Source organism: Alcaligenes sp. SMD-FA (assembly GCF_025960365.1).
GTDB lineage: Bacteria > Pseudomonadota > Gammaproteobacteria > Burkholderiales > Burkholderiaceae_B > Alcaligenes > Alcaligenes aquatilis.
Genome location: NZ_CP110108.1, coordinates 78,885 through 99,594 on the forward strand (window position 1 = coordinate 78,885; position 20,710 = coordinate 99,594).

Below are 20,710 nucleotides of genomic sequence, written 5' to 3' on the forward strand. Positions count from 1 at the left end.
ATGCGTGTTTTCAAGAAATTGGCCTTGAGCCTGGGCCTGGCTGCCGCAGCCTTGGCGCCGACCCTGCCGTCGGTTGCCGCCGAAGTCACTACCTTGCGTTTTTCGCAGTGGATGCCGCCCGGTCACTTTATCGTGACCAATATGTTCGAGCCCTGGGCACAGGAAGTGGAAAAGGTGACAGAGGGCCGTGTCAAGGTGGAGTTCATCAATGCCCTGGGCAAGCCCCAGGCCCATCTGGACTTGGTCCGTAACGGTATTGCAGATCTGGGTATGTCGGTACACAGCTACACCGCCAACCGTTTCCCATTGATCGAGTTTGCCGAATTGCCTTTCACAACAGATGACGGCGGCGTGAACTCGGTCGCCTACTGGCGTACCTATGAAAAGTTCATGATGGATGCCAACGAGCACAAAGGCGTGAAACTGTTAGGTATGTGGACCAGTCCCGCTACGGTCATTTTTACCCGCAAGGAAGATGTGCAAAGCGTTGAGGATCTGGACGGCCAGAAGTTGCGCTCGCCCAGCCCGCTGTTCGATGCCATTGGCAAAGCCTTGGGTATTGTGACGGTGAATGCGCCGGCCTCAGACAGCTATGAAATGCTGTCGCGTGGTGTGATTGACGGCATGTATTTTCAGTACGACCAACTGGATAACTGGAAGCTGGACAAGCTGATCAAGACAGCGGTTTCTGTTCCTGGCGGGTTTGGTAAATCCAGTCAATACCTGTTCATGAACGAGCGTAAATGGAAGAGTCTGTCCGAGGCTGATCGTGCGGCCATCGAGAAGATCAGTGGCGAGTGGATTGCCAACGATTTCGGTTCCAAATGGCAGGCTGCCGAGCAGCAAGCTATTGAAAAGCACACGGCAGCGGGCTTGAAGACACTGCGCATCGAAGGCGAGGCGGGCGATAAGCTCAAGGAACGTCTGGCTTTTGTGGAAGAGGACTGGATCAAAGCCGCAGATAAAAAGGGCATTGACGGTAAAGCCGCGCTGGCCTACTTCCGTGAGCAGATCAAAGAGCTGAGCGCTGCCAAGTAATACGCAGCAAGAGACACACTACAGTTTTGGCCCCGCTTTCCTTTGGGAAGGCGGGTTTTTTTATGTTTTTTTGGGGGCTGTGGTGAGGGTGGAGGATAGGCAGCCGGGTTGCTGCTGCAGTCCTGGTCGACGTTTCTCTCTGTAAAACGCCGCTTCAGGCCCGCCGGGGCCTGAAGCGGCTTGTAGCGGAGTAAATGCGCAAGTTTTACAGCTTCAGGGGGCGGGTGGGGGTGCCCCTGTCTCCAGGTCATAGTACTGATGGACGGCATATTCGTTGATCACCGCTTTGCTCCCGTAGTATCGGGCCATGGCTTTGGGGTTGAAGTGCATATCAAAGCGATCCCGCGAGCGCAAAGTGGGTAGGAAATAATACTTCGGCAGTGCGACATGCTGGCGCTGATGCTGGTGGGCATCGACCAAGAGCGCGCGCCGCACCTGATCCTGCTCCCAGGTACCGTGATAACTGCGTAACATGAGGCCGCTGGATACCAGCCAGAGTGTGCCGCAGACTCCTAAGGTCACCAACAGGCTGCGCCGCATAGGGATGGCGCGCTGCCCTTGCGCCAATAAATCATGCGCATAAATCGACAGGGCCACCAGCAGATACATCAAGCCGCCATTTAGGGCTCGCTTGGGGATATTGGGCGCCAAAACCAGAATGGCATTGGCTAGAAGTGACGCGCCAATGAGCAGCCATATTGCCCGGCGTGCTGATTCAGAGCTGGCAGGCCCTGCGGCAAAACGCCAAACCAGCATCACCAGAATGACCCCCCAGTAACGCAGTATCGCGTCCGGGAAACGACGAGCAAAGTGCTCCCCAATGCGCCATAACAAAGGCTGGTCGTACCAATGGGCAAAGAACTCTGCGCGTATTTGATTGCCCGGTGCCAGGACCAGTACGGTGATCCCCAGCCCCATACAGAGCAACCAAACCAGATGCCATGGGCTTAGCGAGCCTGTGCGCTGATAGTGCCTCAGGCTCAGATACGCGAGCAAGCCCCAACTGATAATCCCGGTGTTCTCATTGGAGCAACCGGCCAGCACGCCCAGAATGCAGAGCGCCAAGCCTGTGACGACAGAGGGCCTGCTTTTTTGCAAATACCACACAAAGGCCAGTGCAAAGCCAAAGTTGAACAGATTGGGCCACAGGTAGTTGGCAGCCCCTACCAACCAGAAGGTGGTTTGTCCCAGATTGGGATTGACCAGCCAATACAAGGTAAAGACCAGCAGCAGCAAAGAGGGGCGCAAGGCTCTTCCAGCCAGTTGCGCGCCGAGCGCCGTCAGTACCGTGATCAGGCCTAGCAGGGCTGCCGTATTCAACGTGGCTTTCAGCCACCCCGGGGCTAGGTTGAGCATGGCGCTCGAGAGCGTGTCCGAGACCAGTCGACCGCTCCATTGCAGGTAATGTTGTTTGATCGACGTCCACGCAATGCCTTTGTTGGCGTAGTTGAAGTCGTCCGAAATCATGGGGGTGAGCCAGTAAAGGGTCCACGTCGCCATGACGGCCAGCATTGAAAACAGAACAAAGGCCCAGGCACCGGAACGGCGGCTGAATAAAGGCTGGCCGAATCGGGATTCAGCAAAAGAGAAATTGGGGCTCATCGGTGTGAAGAGACGAAGGTGTGGCCAGGTCCACGACGACGGTATGACACATCGTTCGCTGCTCTGGATGTGGAGGTCGCGGTGATAGTACTTATTCATCGCGCGAGAAGCGAGGAAATTATGTCTGGTAAGCGTTGAAACACAGCGTTTAACGGCCTTGCTGATCGCCATCCTTTAAATCTAAACCAAATCGGGGTTTTCCCTGCTTTTGCGGCTTCTTGCGCTTATTGGCTAGGTGCTGCGCAAAGTGGATATACCGGCACAAACGGCACTTCTACCATTGGCCTCATCGTCATATCTAAAAAACAAAAGGAGAACGGACGTGGGGGACATCAATAAAACAATAGCAGCCGTTGTACTGGGAGCAGGCGCATTGGGCGCCGGTCCAGCCTATGCCATTGAGGGTAATGGCCTGCCTATTTATCCCGACGGTTTGGAAAATTTCATGAGTGGCGCTTTGCCACCACCCGGTGTGCACTTGCTGATGTACGGCGGTGCCATGCGTTACGACTCGGTGCGTGACCAGAACGGTGACAAGTTGCCTATTCCCGACTTCAAAGTGGATGTGGCGATGGTTGCGCCTCGTTTGGTTTGGGTGACGGACCAGCAAGTGTTGGGTGGGCAATTGGCGTTCCACGCGCTGGCCCCCTTGCTGACCGTCAAGGCGCAAGCCGCTGGCCAGTCCCAGCGCCGCAGTGGTCTGGGTGATGTGGTGTTTGGTCCTGCTCTGGGTTTTCATCCCAGCGAGAAGATGCACTACATCCTGGGCGTGGACTTTGTCGCCCCTACCGGCCGCTACAAGGTGACCGACAGCGCCAACCTGGGCCGCAACTACTGGGCCATTCAGCCTGCTGCTGCGTTCAGCTACACGCAGCCCAGCGGCATCAACTGGGATTTGAAGATGATGGTGGACTTCAACTTCCGTAACAGTGACACCGAAACCCGTACGGGTAAAGCCATTCACGCGGATTACGCCGTGGGCTGGGGTTTTGGCAATGGTCTGGTGCTGGGGGTGGGTGGTTACGCCTATCAACAGATTGAAAGTGACCGTGGCCCGATGGCTGGCGATAGCAAGGCACGTGCCTTTGCCATTGGTCCCAGCCTGCGTTACGCCAATGAGAAAGGTCTGCTGATTACGGCCAAGTACCAGCAGGATCTGGGCGTGCGTGGCCGTCCTGAAGGAAAACAATTTTTTGTAAAAGTGGCGGTGCCTTTCTAAGGCCCGCGGCAGGAGAGCGACATGAAAGGACTGAAGGATAAGGTAGTCATCGTGACCGGCGGCGCAACGCGTGTTGGCGCAGGCGTGGTCGAGGTGCTGATGGGCTACGGCGCACGTGTGGCCGTGTTTGATATTGATGCCGCAGGTGGCCAGCAAGCCGTGGGCAACGATGCCGCCAAAGCCAAATTCTGGGAAGTGGACATCACCAGTGATCAAAGCCTGAATGCCGCTATTGAGCAGGTCAAGGCGCATTTTGGTCGTGTGGATGGCTTGGTCAATCTGGCCTGTTCCTATCTGGATGAGGGCATGGCCTCCAGCCGTGAGGACTGGCTCAAGGCATTGGACATCAACCTGGTCAGCGCGGTGCAAGCGGCCAAGGCTGTGCGCCCCTTGTTGCCGCGTGGTGGCTCCATCGTCAACTTCACGTCCATTTCATCGTCGATCGCACAAACCGGACGCTGGTTGTACCCGGTCTCCAAGGCCGCCTTGTTGCAACTGACGCGCAGCATGGCGCTGGACTTTGCTCCAGACGGTATCCGCGTCAACTCGGTCTCGCCCGGCTGGATCTGGTCGCGGGTGATGGACGAGCTGACTGGCGGCGATCGCGCCAAAACCGACCGCGTGGCCTCGGCATTTCACATGCTGGGCCGTGTGGGTGATCCCCAGGAAGTCGGTGAAGTTGTCTCCTTCCTGTTGTCGGATTCCGCCAGTTTCGTGACCGGTGCCGATTATGCCGTGGATGGCGGCTATTCGGCCATGGGCCCCGAGCAAGGTGTACCCGCCATTCCCAAATTGGCTGAATAAGAAAAACCGGGATGCCGCTACGGTGGCGTCCCTCGCTCCCTCAGAAGGAAAAAAATCATGCGTAAAGTTGCTATTGTGGGCGCTGGCCAAGCTGGCATGCCCGTTGCATTTGGCCTTTTGGCCCAGGGCTACGACGTAGCCGTTTTCACCAACCGTGGTCCTGACGATATTCGTGGTGGCCGCGTGATGTCCAGCCAGTGCATGTTTGCCGAGGCGCTGGACGTCGAGCGCCGTCTGGGTTTGAACTTCTGGGATGACGAATGCCCACCTGTACAAGGTATCGGCTTTGCCCTGCCCAACCCCGAGCAGCCTGACACCAAGGCCGTGGATTGGAGTGCTCGTCTGGACCGTGAAGCTCAAGCTACCGACCAGCGCGTGAAAATGCCTTACTGGCTGGAATTGTTCGAGCAGCGCGGCGGCAAGCTGATCATGGAAGACGTGGGCGTGGCCGAGTTGGAGCGCATCACCCAGGAATATGATCTGACCATGCTGGCGGCCGGTAAAGGTGAAGTGGTCAAACTGTTCGAGCGTGATGATCAGCGCTCCATGTACGACAAGCCCCAGCGCGCTCTGGCCCTGACTTACGTACACGGTCTGGAGCCTACGCCCGAATATTCGCGTGTGTCCTTCAACTTCATCCCCGGTGTGGGCGAATACTTTGTGTTCCCATCGCTGACCTTGTCCGGCCCTTGCGACATCATGGTGTTTGAAGGCGTGCCCGGTGGCCCATTGGATCGCTTCCGCGATGCCAAGACGCCTGAAGCGCACCTGGAGCAAAGCGTGTCCTTCCTGCGTGAATTTTTGCCTTGGGAAGCCGATCGTGCCCGCAATGTGGAACTGACCGATGCCCAGGGTTACCTGTCCGGCGCTTTCCCTCCCACGGTACGCAAACCCGTGCTGACGCTGCCGTCGGGCCGTATGGTGCTGGGTCTGGGCGATGCTGTGGTTGTGAACGACCCGATTACCGGCCAGGGCTCCAACAATGCGGCCAAAGCCGCCCAGGTATATCTGGACAGCATCTTGCAGCGCGGTGAAGGCGCGTTTGATCGTAACTGGATGCAGGAAACGTTCGAGCGTTACTGGGATTACGCCAACCTGGTCGTGCGCTGGACCAACTCCATGTTGAAGCCGCCAACCGACTCCTCGTTTGCCTTGTTGACCTCGGCCCAGCAATCGCCTGCCCTGGCCCATTTCCTGGCCAACAGCTTTAACCACCCGCCAGTTCTGTTCCCGGCCTGGGAAGATCTGAGTGCCGCTCAGGCATTGATCGAGAAGACTCGCAGCCAATCTGTGGCCGCCTGATAGATAGTATTCAAGGAGACGTATCATGACCCCCACCGCAACGCTGCAAGACTGCCCGTCCCAAACCGCTGAGCAGCGGCAGGCCGTGTCTGCCCAAGCGTTGGCAGCCGCTGACGCCAAACCCACACCGTCCAATCTGAATGTGGTCGATAGCCGTGCGTTTCGCCAGGCACTGGGCCATTTTCCAACGGGTGTGGCCATTGTCACGACTCGTTGTCCCGATGGCCGGGCGGTGGGTCTGACCATCAATTCCTTTACCTCCCTGTCGCTGGAGCCGCCTTTGGTGATGTGGAGCTTGGTGAATCATTCGCCCAGCCTGGAGGTTTTTGAAAACTGCAGCCACTTTGCCATCAACGTGATCAGCCAGGAGCAAGTGCCCGTGGCCCTGGGTTTTGCCAATTCTCAGGTCAAGGACAAGTTCTCGCTGGTCTCTCATGTGGATGGGGAAGAAGGTGTGCCACTGCTGGACGATTGTGTGGCGACCTTTGTGTGCGAGAACTACCGTCAACATGAAGGCGGCGATCACACCTTGTTTATTGGCCGTGTGGTGCGCCACACCACCTTGACCGAACATGAACCGGCGGTGTTTCACCGTGGCCGTTTCGCCAACCTGACAACGCCTAGCGGAGACCGTTGAAATGAGTGACGCGCACAGCGCTGATGTTGTCATTGTCGGCAGCGGGATGAACTCCCTGACCTGCGCTGCCTTGTTGGCGCAACGGGGTTTGTCGGTCACGGTGCTGGAGCGCAACGCCGTGGCCGGGGGGTGTATCCGTACGCAGGAGCTGTTCCCCGGTTTCACTCACGATGTGTTGTCCAGTTGGTATCCCCTGTTCATGGGGGGCGCTTCTTATGCCGCCCTGGCCGAACCCTTGGCCAAGGCCGGTTTGGAGTTTGTCAAAGGCCAGTACAGCACGGGTCTGGCAATTCCTGGTGGTCCTAGTCTGGCTTTGCGCCAGGATATGGACGACACGGTGCGTCGTTTCAATGATTTGATGCCCGGTGAAGGCGATGCCTTGGGGGCGATGGCGGCACGTATGTTTGGCCCGGATGCCGGTTTGGTGTTTGGGTTGCTGGGCGGTGAGCCTTACCGCTGGCCCATGGCCAAACTGGCGTTTGGCGCCTGGCGGGAACGGGGTCTGGACGGTTTGATGTCCTTTGGCTCGCAAGCCCTGGAAAGCTTCCGGCGCTGGGCCATGCGTGATCTGCGCAGCGACCTGGCTCGCGCCATGATTGCTCCCTGGGTGTTGCATAGCGGCTTGGGCCCGGATGAGGCCAGCTCGGCCCTGATCGGCAAACTGACTTTCAGCGCCGTGGTCAGCGGTGGTATGCCGGTGGTCAAAGGCGGCAGTTACCAGATTGTGGAAGCCTTTACTCGCATTATTGAAGATGCTGGTGGCGCGGTACTGACTCATTCCCATGTGGATCGCGTGTTGGTGCAAGGCAATAAAGCCATCGGGGTGTGTGTTGGCACACAGCGCTACCTGGCCCGCCGTGCGGTGGTCTGCAATGTGACGCCCGGTCAACTGTATGGCGACCTCTTGCCTGAAGTTGAGCCCGAGCTGTTGAAGTCCGCCCAGGATTATCACTATGGTCGCGGTGGCATGCAGATTCACTTTGCCTTGAATTCCCCACCCGACTGGGTGGATCCGGAACTGTGCCATGTACCCATGGTTCACGTGACGGAAAGCATGGAGCAGGTGTGCTCCTCCGTGGTGACGGCCAGCAATGGCTATCTGCCCGCCAAACCGACCTTGGCTGTGGGCCAGCCGGTGGCGGTGGATGTAACTCGCGCACCGGAAGGACACTGGATCTTATGGGTGCAAATGCAGGAGCTGCCGCGCCATATCAAAGGTGATGAGGCGGGCGAAATTCCTGTGCCGGCGGATGGTCGCTGGAATGAAGCCGTGCGCGAGGCGATGGCTGACCGTGTACAGGCCCGTCTGGAAACCGTTATGCCCGGTCTGGCTGCCAAGATCATCGGGCGACATAGCGTCAGCCCGGCGGATCTGGAAGCCTTGAATATGAATCTGGTGGGAGGTGACCCGTATAGCGGTGTGTGCTCACCCGATCAGTTCTTTTTCATGCGCCCTTTTGCCGGACACAAGAACGCGCGCAGCGGCACGACGCCCTGGCGCAATCTGCATCAAATTGGTGCAGCGGTGCATCCGGGCCCTGGCCTGGGTGGTCAATCCGGCTATCTGGCCGCCCAGCGTATCTTGAAGGGGTGACAGGACGAATGAGGCGGTCCGCTTAGTGCTGACCGCCGCGCACTCGTTGCAGGGTCTCGCTAGGCGTTTCGCCAAAGCGGCTGCGGTACTCGGCGCTGAATCGGCCTTGGTGTGCAAAGCCCCAGCGCATGGCCAGATCAGCCAGCGTCAGATGAGGCTCGTTGGAGTGGATCAGTTCGTGGCGTAGACGGTCCAGCCGCACTTGGCGCAGATATTGCATGGGGCTGACGCCATAGTGTTCCTTGAAGGCTTGTTGCAAGGTACGCGAGCTGACGCCAGCGATGGTGCTGAGCTCGTCCACCGTGACGGGCAAATGGGCCTGTTCATGCAGATGACTGGCGACTTTCTTAAGATGGCGCGGCAAGATGCGGGTGGGGTTCAGCGCCTGAATTTGAGCCGGTGGGTGCAGATCCAGCAGGGTCGTCACCGCCAATTGCTCCAGCTGGTTGATTATCAGCGGGGAGCGTCGGATGTACTCGTAGTTGCGGGCACAGTCCAGCACGTAGCGCAGCATGATCTGCCAGGAAGGTTGGGTGTGAGCCTGCAGGCGTACCGGAAACAGCAGGCCTTGCGGGCCGACATCCAGACCCAGACCACGGGCAGCCTGTTCCACCAGATTGCGGTCTATCTTGAGCATTAATTGCTCATTATTGGCGTGCCAGACCATATCCACGTCCTCGTTGGGGTTCAGGATCGTGGCGGCGTAGGGGCTGGAGTCCACGGTTTGGCCACCGCAGCGGATTTTGGCGGTGCCGTATTGGGGCATCTGAACCAGGTAAAACCCGGCCAGGTGATCAGGCTGTATGTGTACGTCGGCGCCATAGCCCAGGCGGCTCAAGGCGACCTGACCAAACTGGGCATGGCGCAGTCGGGTTTGCAGGGTCTGATCGGCACGTAGCTGCTTGAGCTGGTGCGATTTGAACATGTCGCTGACAGATTTGCGCACGTGTTCCAGGTCAGCAGACGCTACACGTGCCCAGTGATCGGGCTTATTTTCCATGTTTCATGTGCCTAGATGGTTCTGAAAGGCAGGAAGGAGACGTAAAACCTTGAGTTTCAACGGTTTGCAGCAGCTTTATTTTAGTTGTAAAGTATATCAGTGGGCCACCGGGATTTCCCGCAGTCCTGTTTAGTTTGTTGTGTTTATTAACAGAGAGAACCGTGCAGAAAGACTTTCACTTTTATGAACCCACTCAAGGCCATGGACTGCGCCACGACCCGATCAGTTCTATTGTGGGTCCCCGTGTTATCGGTTGGATCGGCACCAAAAGCAAGGACGGCGTGCTGAATCTGGCCCCCTACAGTTTCTGCAATGTGTTCAACTACCGCCCGCCTGTCATCGCATTTTCCAGCGTGGGCTACAAAGACAGCGTGCGCAACGCCATTGAAACCGGCGTCTTTACCTGGAACCTGGCGTCGCGTGATCTGGCCGAGCCCATGAACATGACCAGTCTGGAACAGGATGTGCGCGAGTTTGAAGTTGCGGGCCTGACGCCTGCGGACTCTCGACTGATTGATGCCCCCCGCGTGGGCGAGAGCCATGCCTCGCTGGAGTGCAAGGTGACGACGCACTTTCAATTGAAGGATTCGGAAGGCAAGGACCTGAACACCTGGATGGTGCTGGGCGAAGTGGTGGGTGTGCATGTCTCGCCCAACTGTATCGTGGATGGCATTTACCGCACCGCGATCCCACGTCCGATTCTGCGTGGCGGTGGTCCTGGCGATTACTTTGAAATTACCGACCTGACCTTGTTCGATATGCCGCGTCCCAAGTCCTGATAGCAGGGCTGTAGTCAGAAGCCGCTGGTTGGCGGCTTCATTGGAGTGACTGCCAATGCATAACGGCGCCAAAAGGCGCCGTTTGCTTTATGTCTGCTCAGAGTGTGGCCGCAGTTGCTGGGCGGTTTTGCCTGTTGATGTACATTCGGCCGTCTGGCGTTCTGTCGTTCTGGCGGCCCGGCGATCCGGCTTTTCGATGTTTCCGTCGTGTCGCAGTCTGGCAGGCTCAGCGAACCTACCGCTTCGCGATTGCTCGGTGACTGGACGATCCAACCGACCCAAGGGGCAGAATAGCCAGTCACAGCCCCGTCAAACTGCTCTGCGTGCCGTAGGCGGGCATCTTAGCCCTTTGACGAACCACCTGCCGCCAGGAATTGCGCCAAACGAGGGCTGCGTGGCGATACCAGCACTTCTTCCGGTGGGCCTTCTTCTTCGATCTGGCCTTCGTGCAGGTACACCACCTTGCTGGAGACGTTGCGGGCAAAGCTCATTTCGTGGGTAACGACCACCATCGTGCGCCCTTCTTCGGCCAAATTCTGCATAACGCGCAAGACTTCGCCCACCCGTTCCGGGTCCAGTGCCGAGGTCGGCTCGTCAAACAGCATGACTTCGGGCTCCAGTGCCAGCGCACGGGCAATGGCCACACGCTGTTGCTGGCCACCGGACAAGAAGGCGGGGTATTGCTTGGCCAGATCGCGCGACAGGCCTACCTTGTCCAGATACAGTTCGGCTTTGGCAATGGCCTGAGCCTTGTCCATTCCCTGCACATGAATAGGCGTGGCGGTAATGTTCTCCAGCACTGTCATGTGGGACCACAGGTTGAAGTGCTGGAACACCATGGCCAGGCTGGTACGCAGGCGCTTGAGCTGTTGTTTATCGACTGCAACCAGTTCGCCCGTTTTAGGGTCCAGACGGGTTTTCAGCTCCTCGCCCTTGATGACGATACGGCCCGAGTTGGGCGCTTCCAGAAAGTTGATGCAACGCAGGAACGTACTTTTGCCCGAGCCACTGGAACCGATCAGGCTGATGACATCGCCCGGCTCCGCGCTTAGAGAGACTCCCTTGAGGACCTCCAGGGTGCCATAGCGTTTGTGAATATTCTCGATGAGCAGGTTGGGCATGGAAAGCGGTATCGTATTGAAAATAAAAAAGACCGGTGCGACGCGGCAGAGGGGATTACAGCACAGACTGGCCGCCAGGCAAATCATTGGGCTTGTGGTTTTCCCGTACAAATCTGTGGGTCTAAACGGATTTGGGCGCATTTCTGGGTTTATGATGCAGTCTTTCCCGCAGCCCTGATCGGGCTAAGGGCGTAGCGCAAGCCGCGTTTTAGCCAAGTTTAGGTGTCCGTTTTTAGGGGACCTGTTTCTAGAGAGTGTTGTCATGAAAAAAGTGGTTCGTGCCAAGCTGCATGGTATCAAGGTGACCGGTGCCGACTTGAACTATCACGGGTCGATCACCCTGGATCCGGAAATCTGCGAACAAGCGGGCATTTTACCCATGGAGTTTGTGGAAATCTGGAATAAGGACAGCGGTGCCCGTATTTCTACCTACGTGATCTTCGGTGAACCCGGTTCGCGCTGTGTAGTCCTGAATGGCGCGGCGGCTCGTACCTGTCAAAAAGGCGATACCGTCATCATCTGCGCAACCGAATACGTGATGAACTCCGAAGACCTGTATTCCCTGCGCCCTACCGTGCTGACCTTCACGCCAGAAAACGAAGTGGACGAAGTCATGCACTACGAAGTGGCCAAGACCGCCCAGCGCGATTACGACTTTCGCGTGGTGCGTGACGACCGCCCTCGTGGTGCCGAGCGTCCTCTGGCCCGTGTGGATGTGGACGCCCTGTCTGCTGACTTGCGCTCTCGTGGTCTGGATGATCGTGCCATTGCGGACATCCTGTCTTGCCATCTGGCCGATTTCGCGCCTGCGACTCAAAACTGATATTTTTGCGCCGGGCCGCAATGGTCCGGCTGCTCATTAGAACATCATCACCCTGGGTATTTTCCAGCCCTGCTTTCCGACCAGGAAAGGTGTGTTGCTCAAGAATAATCAGCGGTCAAAAAAACGCTGCAGCCACTGCCAAAGGCAGTAGATGCAGCGTTTTTTACATCAGGCCTGATCGCGCCCTTCTTCTACAGCATGGCAAGCCACTTCGTGCTGCCCGGTTTGCAGCAAAGCCGGGGCTTCGCGGCGGCAGCGATCATTGGCCAGCGGGCAGCGTGGATGGAAGGTACAGCCTGATGGCGGGTTCAGCGGGTTGGGCACTTCCCCTGCTACCGGAATGCGACTTTTGCCCGCCCCGCTCATGTCGGGAATGGCTCCCAGCAACATGCGCGTGTAGGGGTGGCGAGGCTGCGCGAACAGGTCATCGCGTGGCGCAATTTCCACAATCCGGCCCAAATACATGACTCCAACCCGATCGGCCACGTGGTGTACCACAGCCAGGTTGTGCGAGATGAACAGGTAGGTCAGCCCCAGCTCGCGCTGTAAATCCTTCATCAGGTTCAGTACCTGTGCCTGCACCGACACGTCCAGCGCCGAGGTCGGCTCGTCACAGACGATAAATTCAGGCTGCAGGGCCAGCGCACGGGCAATGGAAATACGCTGGCGCTGGCCGCCGGAGAACTGGTGCGGGTAACGCTGAGCGTCGCTGGGGTTCAACCCTACTTGCGTCAGCAGCTCGGCTACTTTGGCCTCTTGCTGGGCGCTGCTCATGTCGGTGTGCGTGACCAGTGGTTCGGCAATGATGCGGCCCACGCGCCAGCGCGGATTCAGGCTGGCATAGGGGTCCTGGAAAATCATCTGACGGCGTTTGCGCATGGCCTTCTGGCTGGCCTTGTCCATGGTTTGCAGGGACTGGCCATCAAACAGAATCTCGCCACGTGTCAGCGAATACAGGCCGGTCAGCAGACGGGCCACGGTGGATTTGCCACAGCCGGACTCACCCACCAGTGCCAGCGTTTCACCCTTGTTCAAGGTGAAACTGACGCCATCGACCGCGCGCAGGTTGACTTTGGGTTTGCGGTAGACCAGACGCTCCAGCAAGGGCGGGGACACATCAAACCAACAGGCAGCGTCCTTGACCTGGACCAGGGCTTGTTTAGGGGCGCTCATGCGGACTCCTGTGCATGCAGCCAACAGGCCGCCTGTGTTTGTGGGGGAACAGGCAACAGCTCGGGGCGTTCGACCAGGCAACGATCAAAACGGCGGTCACAACGCGGATTGAAGGCACAGCCCGGCGGGATGGCATTCAGGCGCGGCATGCTGCCGGGGATTTGTTCCAGACGTTCCAGTCCGGCGTGCAGATTGGGGATGGAACGCATCAAGCCACGGGTATAGGGGTGGCTGGGTTTCTGGATCACATCCTGAACAGGGCCAATTTCGATAATGCGACCGGCGTACATCACGGCCACGCGGTCGGCAGTCTCGGCAATCACCCCCATATCGTGGGTAATCAACATGACCGAAGTGCCTTGCGAGCGACAGAGTTTTTTCAGCAGGTCGATGATCTGCGCCTGAATGGAGACGTCCAGCGCAGTGGTGGGTTCGTCCGCCACGATCAGCTTGGGCTCGGCCGCCAGTGCCAGCGCAATCACGACCCGTTGGCGCATGCCGCCAGAGAACTGATGCGGATAGTGGTCGATACGCTCGCGCGCTGCCGGAATGCCGGTGGCTTCCAGCAACTCGATGGCGCGTTCCCGTGCCTGTTTCCAGGACAGGGGCAGGTGCGTGACGATGGTTTCAGCCAGTTGATGGCCCACGGTGTAGAGCGGGTTCAGCGAGGTCTGCGGGTCCTGGAAGATCGCGCCAATCTTGCGGCCACGAATCTTGCGCATCTGGTCCTGGTTCAGATTGTCGATGCGCTCGCCTTCCAGCAGGATCTGGCCGCCGCTGATGCGACCAGGGGCATCGAGCAAACCAATAATGGAGGAACCCGTCAGGGACTTGCCGGCGCCCGATTCGCCCACCACACCCAGCACTTCACCGGGGGCGATGGAAAAGGACACATGATCCAGGGCTTGGAGCACCCCACGCCGGGTCGGAAATTCGACACACAGGTCTTGGACAGTTAAGAGTGCAGTCATGGCTTAGCTCAATTTGGGGTTCAGGGCGTCACGCAACCAGTCGCCCAGGAGGTTGACCGACAGCACCAGCAGCACCAGCATCAGGCCAGGGAAAATCGTGATCCACCATTCGCCCGAGAACAGGAAGTCGTTACCGACCCGGATCAGGGTGCCCAGGGAGGGCGAGGTGGCCGGCACGCCGACACCCAGAAAGGACAGTGTGGCTTCGGTAATGATGGCAGTGGCCAGATGCACGGTGGCCAGCACCAGCACGGGGCCCATCACATTGGGCAGTACATGGCTGAACATGATGCGTGGCGAGGACACGCCAATAACGCGGGCCGCCTGCACATATTCACGGTTTTTTTCCACTAGCGTGGAGCCGCGCACGGTACGGGCATATTGCGGCCAACCGGCCAGTGCAATGGCCCCGATCAGTACCGGAAAGGCGACCACATCGTGCATGCTCAAGGGGAACACCGCACGGGCCACACCGTCGATCAGCAAGGCAATCAGAATGGCTGGAAAGGACAACTGCACATCGGCCACCCGCATGATGAAGGCATCCACACGGCCACCGGAGTAACCGGCCAGCAGGCCCAACACAATGCCGACCACCATGGACAGAGTCACCGAGGCCAGACCGATCAGCAAGGAGGTGCGCGTCCCGTATAACAGGGCTGAATACAGGTCACGACCTTGGCTGTCTGTTCCCAACCAGTATTGGGGCGAGCCGTTCTCCGACCAGGCCGGTGCCAGCAAGGCATCCATCAGGTCGATAGAGGTCAGATCGAACGGGTCGTAGGGGGCCACCCAGCGGGCACCCAATGCACCGATAAACAGCAGCAAGGCCATGATGGTGGCCGCGATGGCCACGGGGGAATGACGCCAGGACCAGACCAGATCGCTATCCCAGGCGGTTTTCAATTTAGCGAACATATTAGTGCCCCTTGGCGCCCGACAATTGGGTGCGCAGACGTGGATCGACCAGGAAGTACAGCAGGTCTACCAGCAGGTTGATCACAACAAATACCAGGGCAATCAGACAGAGGTAGGCCGCCATCACAGGGATGTCGGCAAATTGCACGGCCTGGATAAACAGCAGACCCATGCCCGGCCATTGGAAAACGGTTTCCGTCACGATGGCAAAGGCGATGATGCCGCCCAGTTGCAGACCCGTGATGGTGATAACCGGCACCATGGTGTTTTTCAGGGCGTGGCCAAAGTGGATGGCGCGTTGTGACAAGCCACGGGCACGCGCAAATTTGATGTAGTCGGCGCGCAGCACTTCCAGCATCTCGGAGCGCACCAGACGCAGGATCAGCGTGAGCTGGAACAAACAGAGCGTGATGGCAGGCAGGATCAAATGCTTGATGCCGTCCCAGCTAAGCAGGCCGGTGCTCCACCAGCCAAACTTCAGGACTTCCCCCCGGCCATAACTGGGCAGCCAGCCCAGTTGCACGGAGAAGATCAGAATCAGCAAGATACCAATCAGGAAGGTGGGCAGGGATATGCCCAGCAGGGAAAAGGCCAGAATGCTCTGTGCCATGAAACCATTGCGCTTCAAGGCGGTGTACACGCCCAGCGGCAGGCCGATCAGCAAGGCCAGTATGGCGGCCACCACGGATAGCTCGACGGTGGCAGGCAGGCGGTCTTTCAGGAGCGTGGAGACAGGCTGGGCTTGCCGCAGGGACAGGCCAAATTCACCTTGTACAGCCTGGGACACAAAGCGTCCGAATTGCACGGGGGCGGGTTGGTCCAGCCCCAGGCTGGCGCGCAGCTCCACGCGATCTTGTTCGGTGGCGTCCTGCCCCAGCATGATGGTGACCGGGTCACCAATGTAGCGAAACAGCACAAAAGCCAGAAGGCTGACCGTCAGCATCACCAGAACAGCCTGGATCAGACGGCGAATAATAAATACCAGCATAGGCGGTCTCCTGGTAGAGCGCGAGGATCACTCGCGACCAGTGTCGTCCTTAATGTGTAGAAAGGGCCCGGCAAGGGGGCTGGTGTAGAAACGGATGACTACAGCGTAATGGGAACCAGCCCCGCACGGAGGCGGGGCTGGGGTGGGGAAAAAACTTAGTCGATGGTGGTCCACTGAGCCAGCAGGCGGTTGTCCGCACGATGAATCACGTTGACCTTCTTGGCCATGGCCCAAGGAATGATCTGGTCATGCAAAGGGATATGACCCACTTCCTTGGCATGGATTTCCAAAACCTTATGGATGGCGGCATCGCGCTTGGCGGTGTCGGTTTCAGTCTTGATCTGGTCGATCAGGGCGTCCACTTCGGCGTTTTCGTAGCCACCAAAGTTAAAGGAGCCGTCAGCGCCCTCGCCCTTGCTGTGCATCAGGCTTTGCAGGGTGTACAGCGCGTCAAAGGTGGGCACGCCCCAGCCAAACATGTAGGCGCTGGAGTCAAAGCTTTGTACTTTGGGGAAGTAGGTGGCACGTGGCATGGCGTTCAGGTTGGCCTTGACGCCGACCTTGGCCCACATACCCACAATGGCCTGGCAGATGGCTTCATCGTTGATGTAGCGGTCGTTCGGGCAATCCAGGGTGAAGGTCAGGGAATTGTCGTAACCGGCTTCTTTCAGCAGTTTCTTGGCGCGATCCTGGCTGTAAGGCAGGCGCTGGGCCAGCTCTTTGGTGTAGCCGTGAACCTGAGGGGCCACCATGGTGCCGGTGGGGGCGGAGGAACCGCGCATCACGGCTTTCTTGATGGCTTCGATGTCGATGGCTACGTACAGGGCTTCGCGCACACGCTGATCAGCAAAGGGGTTCTTGCCCTTGATGCTGCTGTACTTCAGTTCGGGGTTCTTCTGGTCCAGACCCAGGTAGATGGTGCGGTATTCATTGCCTTCCACAATCTTGGTTTGCTGACGCAGACGCTGCAAATCTTGTGCCGGTGGGTCCAGAACCAGATCCACTTCGCCAGACAGCAGGGCGGCGGTACGGGTGGCGTTCTGTTTGATGGGCACGTAGATCACTTCGGTGACATTACCCACCTTGTTGCCCTTGTTCCACCATTCTTCGTTTTCTACAAAGACGGTGCGCACATCCACTTCACGCGATTTCAGCTTGTAGGGGCCAGTACCGTTGGTGTTGCGAGCCGAGAAGGTTTCTTCGTTTTTGTTGAAGTCCTGGGGCTGGGTCACATTGTTCTTTTCCGACCAGGCCTTGTTCATGATGAACACGCTGGTCAATTGGCGCAGCAGAACCGGGTTGGGAGCGGCAGTAATAATGTCCACGGTCTTGTCGTCAACTTTTTCTGCCTTGACGATGCCGTTCACGTAGGCCTTGAAGTTGGACGTTGGCGCCATGGCGCGCTCAATGGAGAACACCACGTCATCGGCGGTAAAAGGAGCGCCATCGTGGAATTTCACCCCTTCGCGCAGCGTAAAGCGCCAGACGGTGGGCTCACGTTGTTCCCAGGCCGTTGCCAGGCTAGGCACAATCTGGAAATCCTTGTCGTAGTCCACCAGCGCCTCATAGATATACATGCTGCCTGTGATCGTGAGGTTTTCGTTCTGGGCGTGGGGGTCCAAGGTCATGAAGTCGCCCTGGCTGGACCAAGTAAGCGTCTTGCTGTGGCCTACCAGGGGCAGGGCGACCAGAGCTGCCAGCGCAGCAGCCAATACTGTTTTGTTCATGAAAACCTCCTGATGGGATGGTTGGTGTCGCTGATAGAGAGGCTGCATAGTAACCGGGCGCTTGTTGCCGATTCAATATGTAGTTTCAGCCTGCCGTCAGCTTAATGAGTATTAGTGATTTATATCATCTCTACGCTTATTCAGGCCGGATCAGCGCGGAGCAGACTTATCGCTATAATGGTGTACATATATACAGTTAACGGGCTGATCAAGGTGGCGGCACAAGAAGAAAAACCCCTGGAGCGGCGTATCGCTCATGTGGATATGGATGCGTTTTACGCCTCGGTAGAGCTGCTGCGCTACCCGCATTTGCGTGGCAGCCCCGTGGTGATTGGCGGGCGCAGTGCGGATACGCCGCGTCAATTGCCCGATGGCAGTTGGCAACATGCCCGTCTGGCGGATTATGTTGGGCGCGGGGTCGCTACGACGTCGACTTATGAAGCCCGCCAGTTGGGTGTGTTCTCGGCCATGGGTTTAATGAAGGCGGCCCAACTAGCCCCTGATGCCATCTTGCTACCTGCCGATTTTCAAGCCTACCGCCATTATTCGCGCTTGTTTAAACAGGCTGTGGCGACGGTTTCGGAGCATATCGAGGATCGGGGTATCGACGAGATCTATGTAGACCTGAGTCATAAAACCGAAGACAGCCACGAATTGGCCGAGCAGATCCGCCAGGCGGTGAACCAGGCCACGGGCCTGACCTGTTCGGTAGGCATTACGCCCAACAAGCTGCTCTCCAAAATTGCTTCGGAGCTGAACAAGCCCAATGGGGCCTGCGTGCTGACCATGGACGATGTGCCTACCCGCATCTGGCCGCTGGCCGTGGGCAAGATCAATGGTATTGGTCCCAAGTCGGTCGTGAAGCTGACGGAAATGGGCATACGGCAGATTGGTGAACTGGCCGCCACGCCGGCAGAAAAATTGCAGGAACAGTTTGGCTTGCGCTACGCGCAATGGCTGATGGCCGTAGCTCAAGGCCAGGACGAGCGCCCCTTGTCCACTGATCGCACGCCCAAGTCGATCAGTCGTGAAACCACCTTCGAGCGTGATCTGCACGTGCGCATGGATCGGTCCCGTCTGTCTGCCGTACTGGAGTCCCTGTGCGAAAAGCTGGAGCAGGATTTACGCAAATCCGCCATGTGTGCCCAAACCATCGGCATCAAGCTGAAGTTCGAGGACTTTAAAACAGTGACGCGTGACTTGTCCCTGTCTGCCCCGGTGCTGTCGGCGGATGCCATCTTGGCCGCTGCCCGCCAGAATCTGAAACGTGCCGTGTTGGACAGACGTTTGCGCTTGCTGGGGGTGAAAGCTAGCGCCTTGCTGCCGATCAGTGAAATGCCACAGGAGCAGCCTCGCCAGTTGGACCTGGACGGCTTGTTCTGATTCAAAACTAGGCAGACCAGCCGCACATCCATATAATGAGACTCATTCTTATTTGAGTTTCAGGATAGTCGCCCGTGAACGAGCGCCCCACCACCGAAGTGATGACCGTCGCTCAGATGCAGCAACATATACATGTGTTGTATTGCCAGCACCGTGGCTGGCTGCACGATTGGTTACGGCGACGTTTGGGCTGTTCTCACCATGCGGCCGATCTGGTGCATGACGCTTATGTGCGTGTCATGAGCTCGGGCCGCATCCCCGGTCCGGAGCAGGCCCGCCCTCACCTGATGCAGATCGCCAAGGGGCTGGTCATTGATCGCTACCGCCGTCAGCAAATTGAGCAGGCGTATCTGGATGCCTTGGCGCATATGCCGGAACCGACGGCGATCTCTCCTGAAGAACGTGCCCTGACCCTGGAAGTGCTGCTGCGTATTTGCGCTGCTTTGGACGGGCTGCCCGGTCGCGTCCAGCAAGTATTTTTATTGTCGCGCTACGAGGGCCTGACTTACTCGGCCATTGCTCAGCGTCAGGGCATTGCTGTGGCGACAGTACGCAAATACATGCTGCAGGCCACTCAAGCCTGTTTTGCTGTGATGGCTGATCTGGACGCGAGCGCCCTGCCGTGAGCACACCCCGTCCCGCCATGAGTCCTGTTGATGCCCAGGCCCTGGAATGGCAAGTCGTCTTTTGGTCTGGTGAAGTGCAAGAGCACGAGCAGCAGGACTTTCAGATCTGGCTGGCGGCCGACCCCTTGCATGAGCAGGCCTGGGCCCGTATCCAGCAGTTTGGTCAGCAAATGCAGCTTGCGCCGCAGGAGGTGGCGTCGCAGGTCTTGCAGGCTGGTTTGTCCGCCCAGGCTGTACAGCGTCGTCGTGCCATTTTGCGTAGCTTCCTGTTGTTGGTGTGTGGCGGGCTGGGCAGTTATGGCGTGAGTCGCACACCCCAATGGGCGGCCTGGAATGCAGACTACCGCACTGCATCAGGCCAGCGTAAAGAGCTGACTTTGCCCGATGGCACCGCGCTGGCCCTGAATACGGCCAGTTCCTTGAACGTGCAATACAGCGAAACGCAACGCAGTGTCGTCTTGCTGGGTGGCGAGGTTTTGATCAGTACGGCATCCGACCCGCAAATCCGGCATCGGCCTTTTGTGGTGCAGACCCCCGAAGGGGAAGTTCAGGCGCTGGGTACCCGTTTCCTGGTGCGACATTGGCCTTCTAAGGCGCGTGTCTCGGTCCAGGTTTATGAGGGGGCGGTAGAACTGCGCCCCCGCCATGCCGGTCAGCGCACACGCTTGCAGGCCGGACAGCAGGTCCTGTTCAGCAAGCAGCAAAGCTATACCCCAGAACCAGCCAATGAGCAGGCCAGCGCCTGGCAGCGTGGTTTGCTGGTTGCAGAGCGCTGGCGCTTGGGTGATTTTCTGGCAGAAGTCGCCCGCTATCGGGCTGGAGTCTTGCGCTGTGATCCGGCGGTGGCTGGGCTGATGATTTCGGGCGTCTACCCCTTGCAGGATACGGACGCGATTTTGCAATCGGTGTCGCAGGCTCTGCCCGTGCAGGTACGGATGATGACGCCGTATTGGGTCACGGTATCGGCGTCGGCGTAGCACTTTTTGATTCTCGTTCGGGATATAT

Annotated in this window: 19 protein-coding genes; 11 read left to right on the forward strand and 8 right to left on the reverse strand. The window is 58.1% G+C overall.

The window, feature by feature from the left end; genetic code table 11:
- A complete protein-coding gene (locus tag OKX01_RS00340; protein WP_264672266.1) occupies window positions 1-1,038 on the forward strand; it encodes a TRAP transporter substrate-binding protein in 1,038 nt (345 codons plus the stop codon).
- Window positions 1,039-1,251: 213 nt separating this feature from the next.
- On the opposite strand, the gene OKX01_RS00345 is transcribed toward OKX01_RS00340, so the two are convergent.
- The gene (locus OKX01_RS00345) at window positions 1,252-2,640 is read right to left on the reverse strand and encodes a DUF6056 family protein (protein ID WP_264672267.1); all 1,389 of its coding nucleotides are present in this window, start codon (window positions 2,638-2,640) and stop codon (window positions 1,252-1,254) included.
- Window positions 2,641-2,971: 331 nt separating this feature from the next.
- On the opposite strand from OKX01_RS00345, the gene OKX01_RS00350 reads away from it, so the two are divergent.
- The 5 genes from OKX01_RS00350 to OKX01_RS00370 are packed head-to-tail and all read left to right on the forward strand — an operon-like array spanning window position 2,972 to window position 8,196.
- Window positions 2,972-3,859 (forward strand): transporter, encoded by an 888-nt coding sequence (locus tag OKX01_RS00350; protein WP_094198222.1) that lies wholly within the window; start codon window positions 2,972-2,974, stop codon window positions 3,857-3,859.
- Between the two features lie 21 nt (window positions 3,860-3,880).
- Window positions 3,881-4,663 (forward strand): SDR family oxidoreductase, encoded by a 783-nt coding sequence (locus tag OKX01_RS00355; protein ID WP_094195182.1) that lies wholly within the window; start codon window positions 3,881-3,883, stop codon window positions 4,661-4,663.
- A gap of 57 nt (window positions 4,664-4,720) precedes the next feature.
- A complete protein-coding gene (locus OKX01_RS00360) occupies window positions 4,721-5,965 on the forward strand; it encodes a styrene monooxygenase/indole monooxygenase family protein (RefSeq protein WP_094195183.1) in 1,245 nt (414 codons plus the stop codon).
- A 25-nt stretch (window positions 5,966-5,990) separates the two neighbouring features.
- The gene (locus tag OKX01_RS00365; RefSeq protein ID WP_123050694.1) at window positions 5,991-6,602 is read left to right on the forward strand and encodes a flavin reductase family protein; all 612 of its coding nucleotides are present in this window, start codon (window positions 5,991-5,993) and stop codon (window positions 6,600-6,602) included.
- Window position 6,603: 1 nt separating this feature from the next.
- Complete coding sequence (locus tag OKX01_RS00370) at window positions 6,604-8,196, forward strand: phytoene desaturase family protein (RefSeq protein ID WP_264672268.1); 1,593 nt, start codon at window positions 6,604-6,606, stop codon at window positions 8,194-8,196.
- A 22-nt stretch (window positions 8,197-8,218) separates the two neighbouring features.
- On the opposite strand, the gene OKX01_RS00375 is transcribed toward OKX01_RS00370, so the two are convergent.
- A complete protein-coding gene (locus OKX01_RS00375) occupies window positions 8,219-9,196 on the reverse strand; it encodes an AraC family transcriptional regulator (protein ID WP_094195186.1) in 978 nt (325 codons plus the stop codon).
- A gap of 161 nt (window positions 9,197-9,357) precedes the next feature.
- Here OKX01_RS00375 and OKX01_RS00380 point away from each other — a divergent pair, with 161 nt between their 5' ends.
- Window positions 9,358-9,975, forward strand: coding sequence for a flavin reductase family protein (locus OKX01_RS00380; RefSeq protein ID WP_094195187.1), 618 nt, complete (start codon window positions 9,358-9,360; stop codon window positions 9,973-9,975).
- 341 nt (window positions 9,976-10,316) lie between these two features.
- On the opposite strand, the gene OKX01_RS00385 is transcribed toward OKX01_RS00380, so the two are convergent.
- The gene (locus OKX01_RS00385) at window positions 10,317-11,096 is read right to left on the reverse strand and encodes an ABC transporter ATP-binding protein (RefSeq protein ID WP_094195188.1); all 780 of its coding nucleotides are present in this window, start codon (window positions 11,094-11,096) and stop codon (window positions 10,317-10,319) included.
- A 262-nt stretch (window positions 11,097-11,358) separates the two neighbouring features.
- On the opposite strand from OKX01_RS00385, the gene panD reads away from it, so the two are divergent.
- Window positions 11,359-11,919, forward strand: a complete 561-nt coding sequence (gene panD / locus OKX01_RS00390) for an aspartate 1-decarboxylase (protein WP_094195190.1) — start codon at window positions 11,359-11,361, stop codon at window positions 11,917-11,919.
- Window positions 11,920-12,087: 168 nt separating this feature from the next.
- Here the strand turns inward: panD and OKX01_RS00395 are convergent, their stop codons facing one another.
- The 5 genes from OKX01_RS00395 to OKX01_RS00415 form a co-directional block, all read right to left on the reverse strand.
- Window positions 12,088-13,092 (reverse strand): ABC transporter ATP-binding protein, encoded by a 1,005-nt coding sequence (locus tag OKX01_RS00395; RefSeq protein WP_042484890.1) that lies wholly within the window; start codon window positions 13,090-13,092, stop codon window positions 12,088-12,090.
- Window positions 13,089-14,063 (reverse strand): ABC transporter ATP-binding protein, encoded by a 975-nt coding sequence (locus OKX01_RS00400; protein ID WP_264672269.1) that lies wholly within the window; start codon window positions 14,061-14,063, stop codon window positions 13,089-13,091. The genes OKX01_RS00395 and OKX01_RS00400 overlap by 4 nt, the downstream gene beginning before the upstream one ends.
- Before the next feature lie 3 nt (window positions 14,064-14,066).
- A complete protein-coding gene (locus tag OKX01_RS00405) occupies window positions 14,067-14,981 on the reverse strand; it encodes an ABC transporter permease (protein WP_094195191.1) in 915 nt (304 codons plus the stop codon).
- A gap of 1 nt (window position 14,982) precedes the next feature.
- Entirely contained in the window at window positions 14,983-15,969 is a 987-nt protein-coding gene (locus OKX01_RS00410) for an ABC transporter permease (RefSeq protein WP_009461210.1), read from the reverse strand.
- Window positions 15,970-16,124: 155 nt separating this feature from the next.
- Window positions 16,125-17,696 (reverse strand): ABC transporter substrate-binding protein, encoded by a 1,572-nt coding sequence (locus tag OKX01_RS00415; RefSeq protein ID WP_264672270.1) that lies wholly within the window; start codon window positions 17,694-17,696, stop codon window positions 16,125-16,127.
- Between the two features lie 177 nt (window positions 17,697-17,873).
- Between OKX01_RS00415 and dinB the strand changes: the two genes are divergently transcribed.
- The 3 genes from dinB (at window position 17,874) to OKX01_RS00430 (ending at window position 20,682) form a co-directional block, all read left to right on the forward strand.
- Complete coding sequence (gene dinB / locus OKX01_RS00420) at window positions 17,874-19,079, forward strand: DNA polymerase IV (RefSeq protein ID WP_264672271.1); 1,206 nt, start codon at window positions 17,874-17,876, stop codon at window positions 19,077-19,079.
- Window positions 19,080-19,153: 74 nt separating this feature from the next.
- The gene (locus tag OKX01_RS00425) at window positions 19,154-19,705 is read left to right on the forward strand and encodes a sigma-70 family RNA polymerase sigma factor (protein ID WP_319802193.1); all 552 of its coding nucleotides are present in this window, start codon (window positions 19,154-19,156) and stop codon (window positions 19,703-19,705) included.
- Window positions 19,702-20,682, forward strand: coding sequence for a FecR domain-containing protein (locus OKX01_RS00430; protein WP_249460734.1), 981 nt, complete (start codon window positions 19,702-19,704; stop codon window positions 20,680-20,682). Before OKX01_RS00425 ends, OKX01_RS00430 begins: the two co-directional genes overlap by 4 nt.
- Window positions 20,683-20,710: the final 28 nt, after the last annotated feature.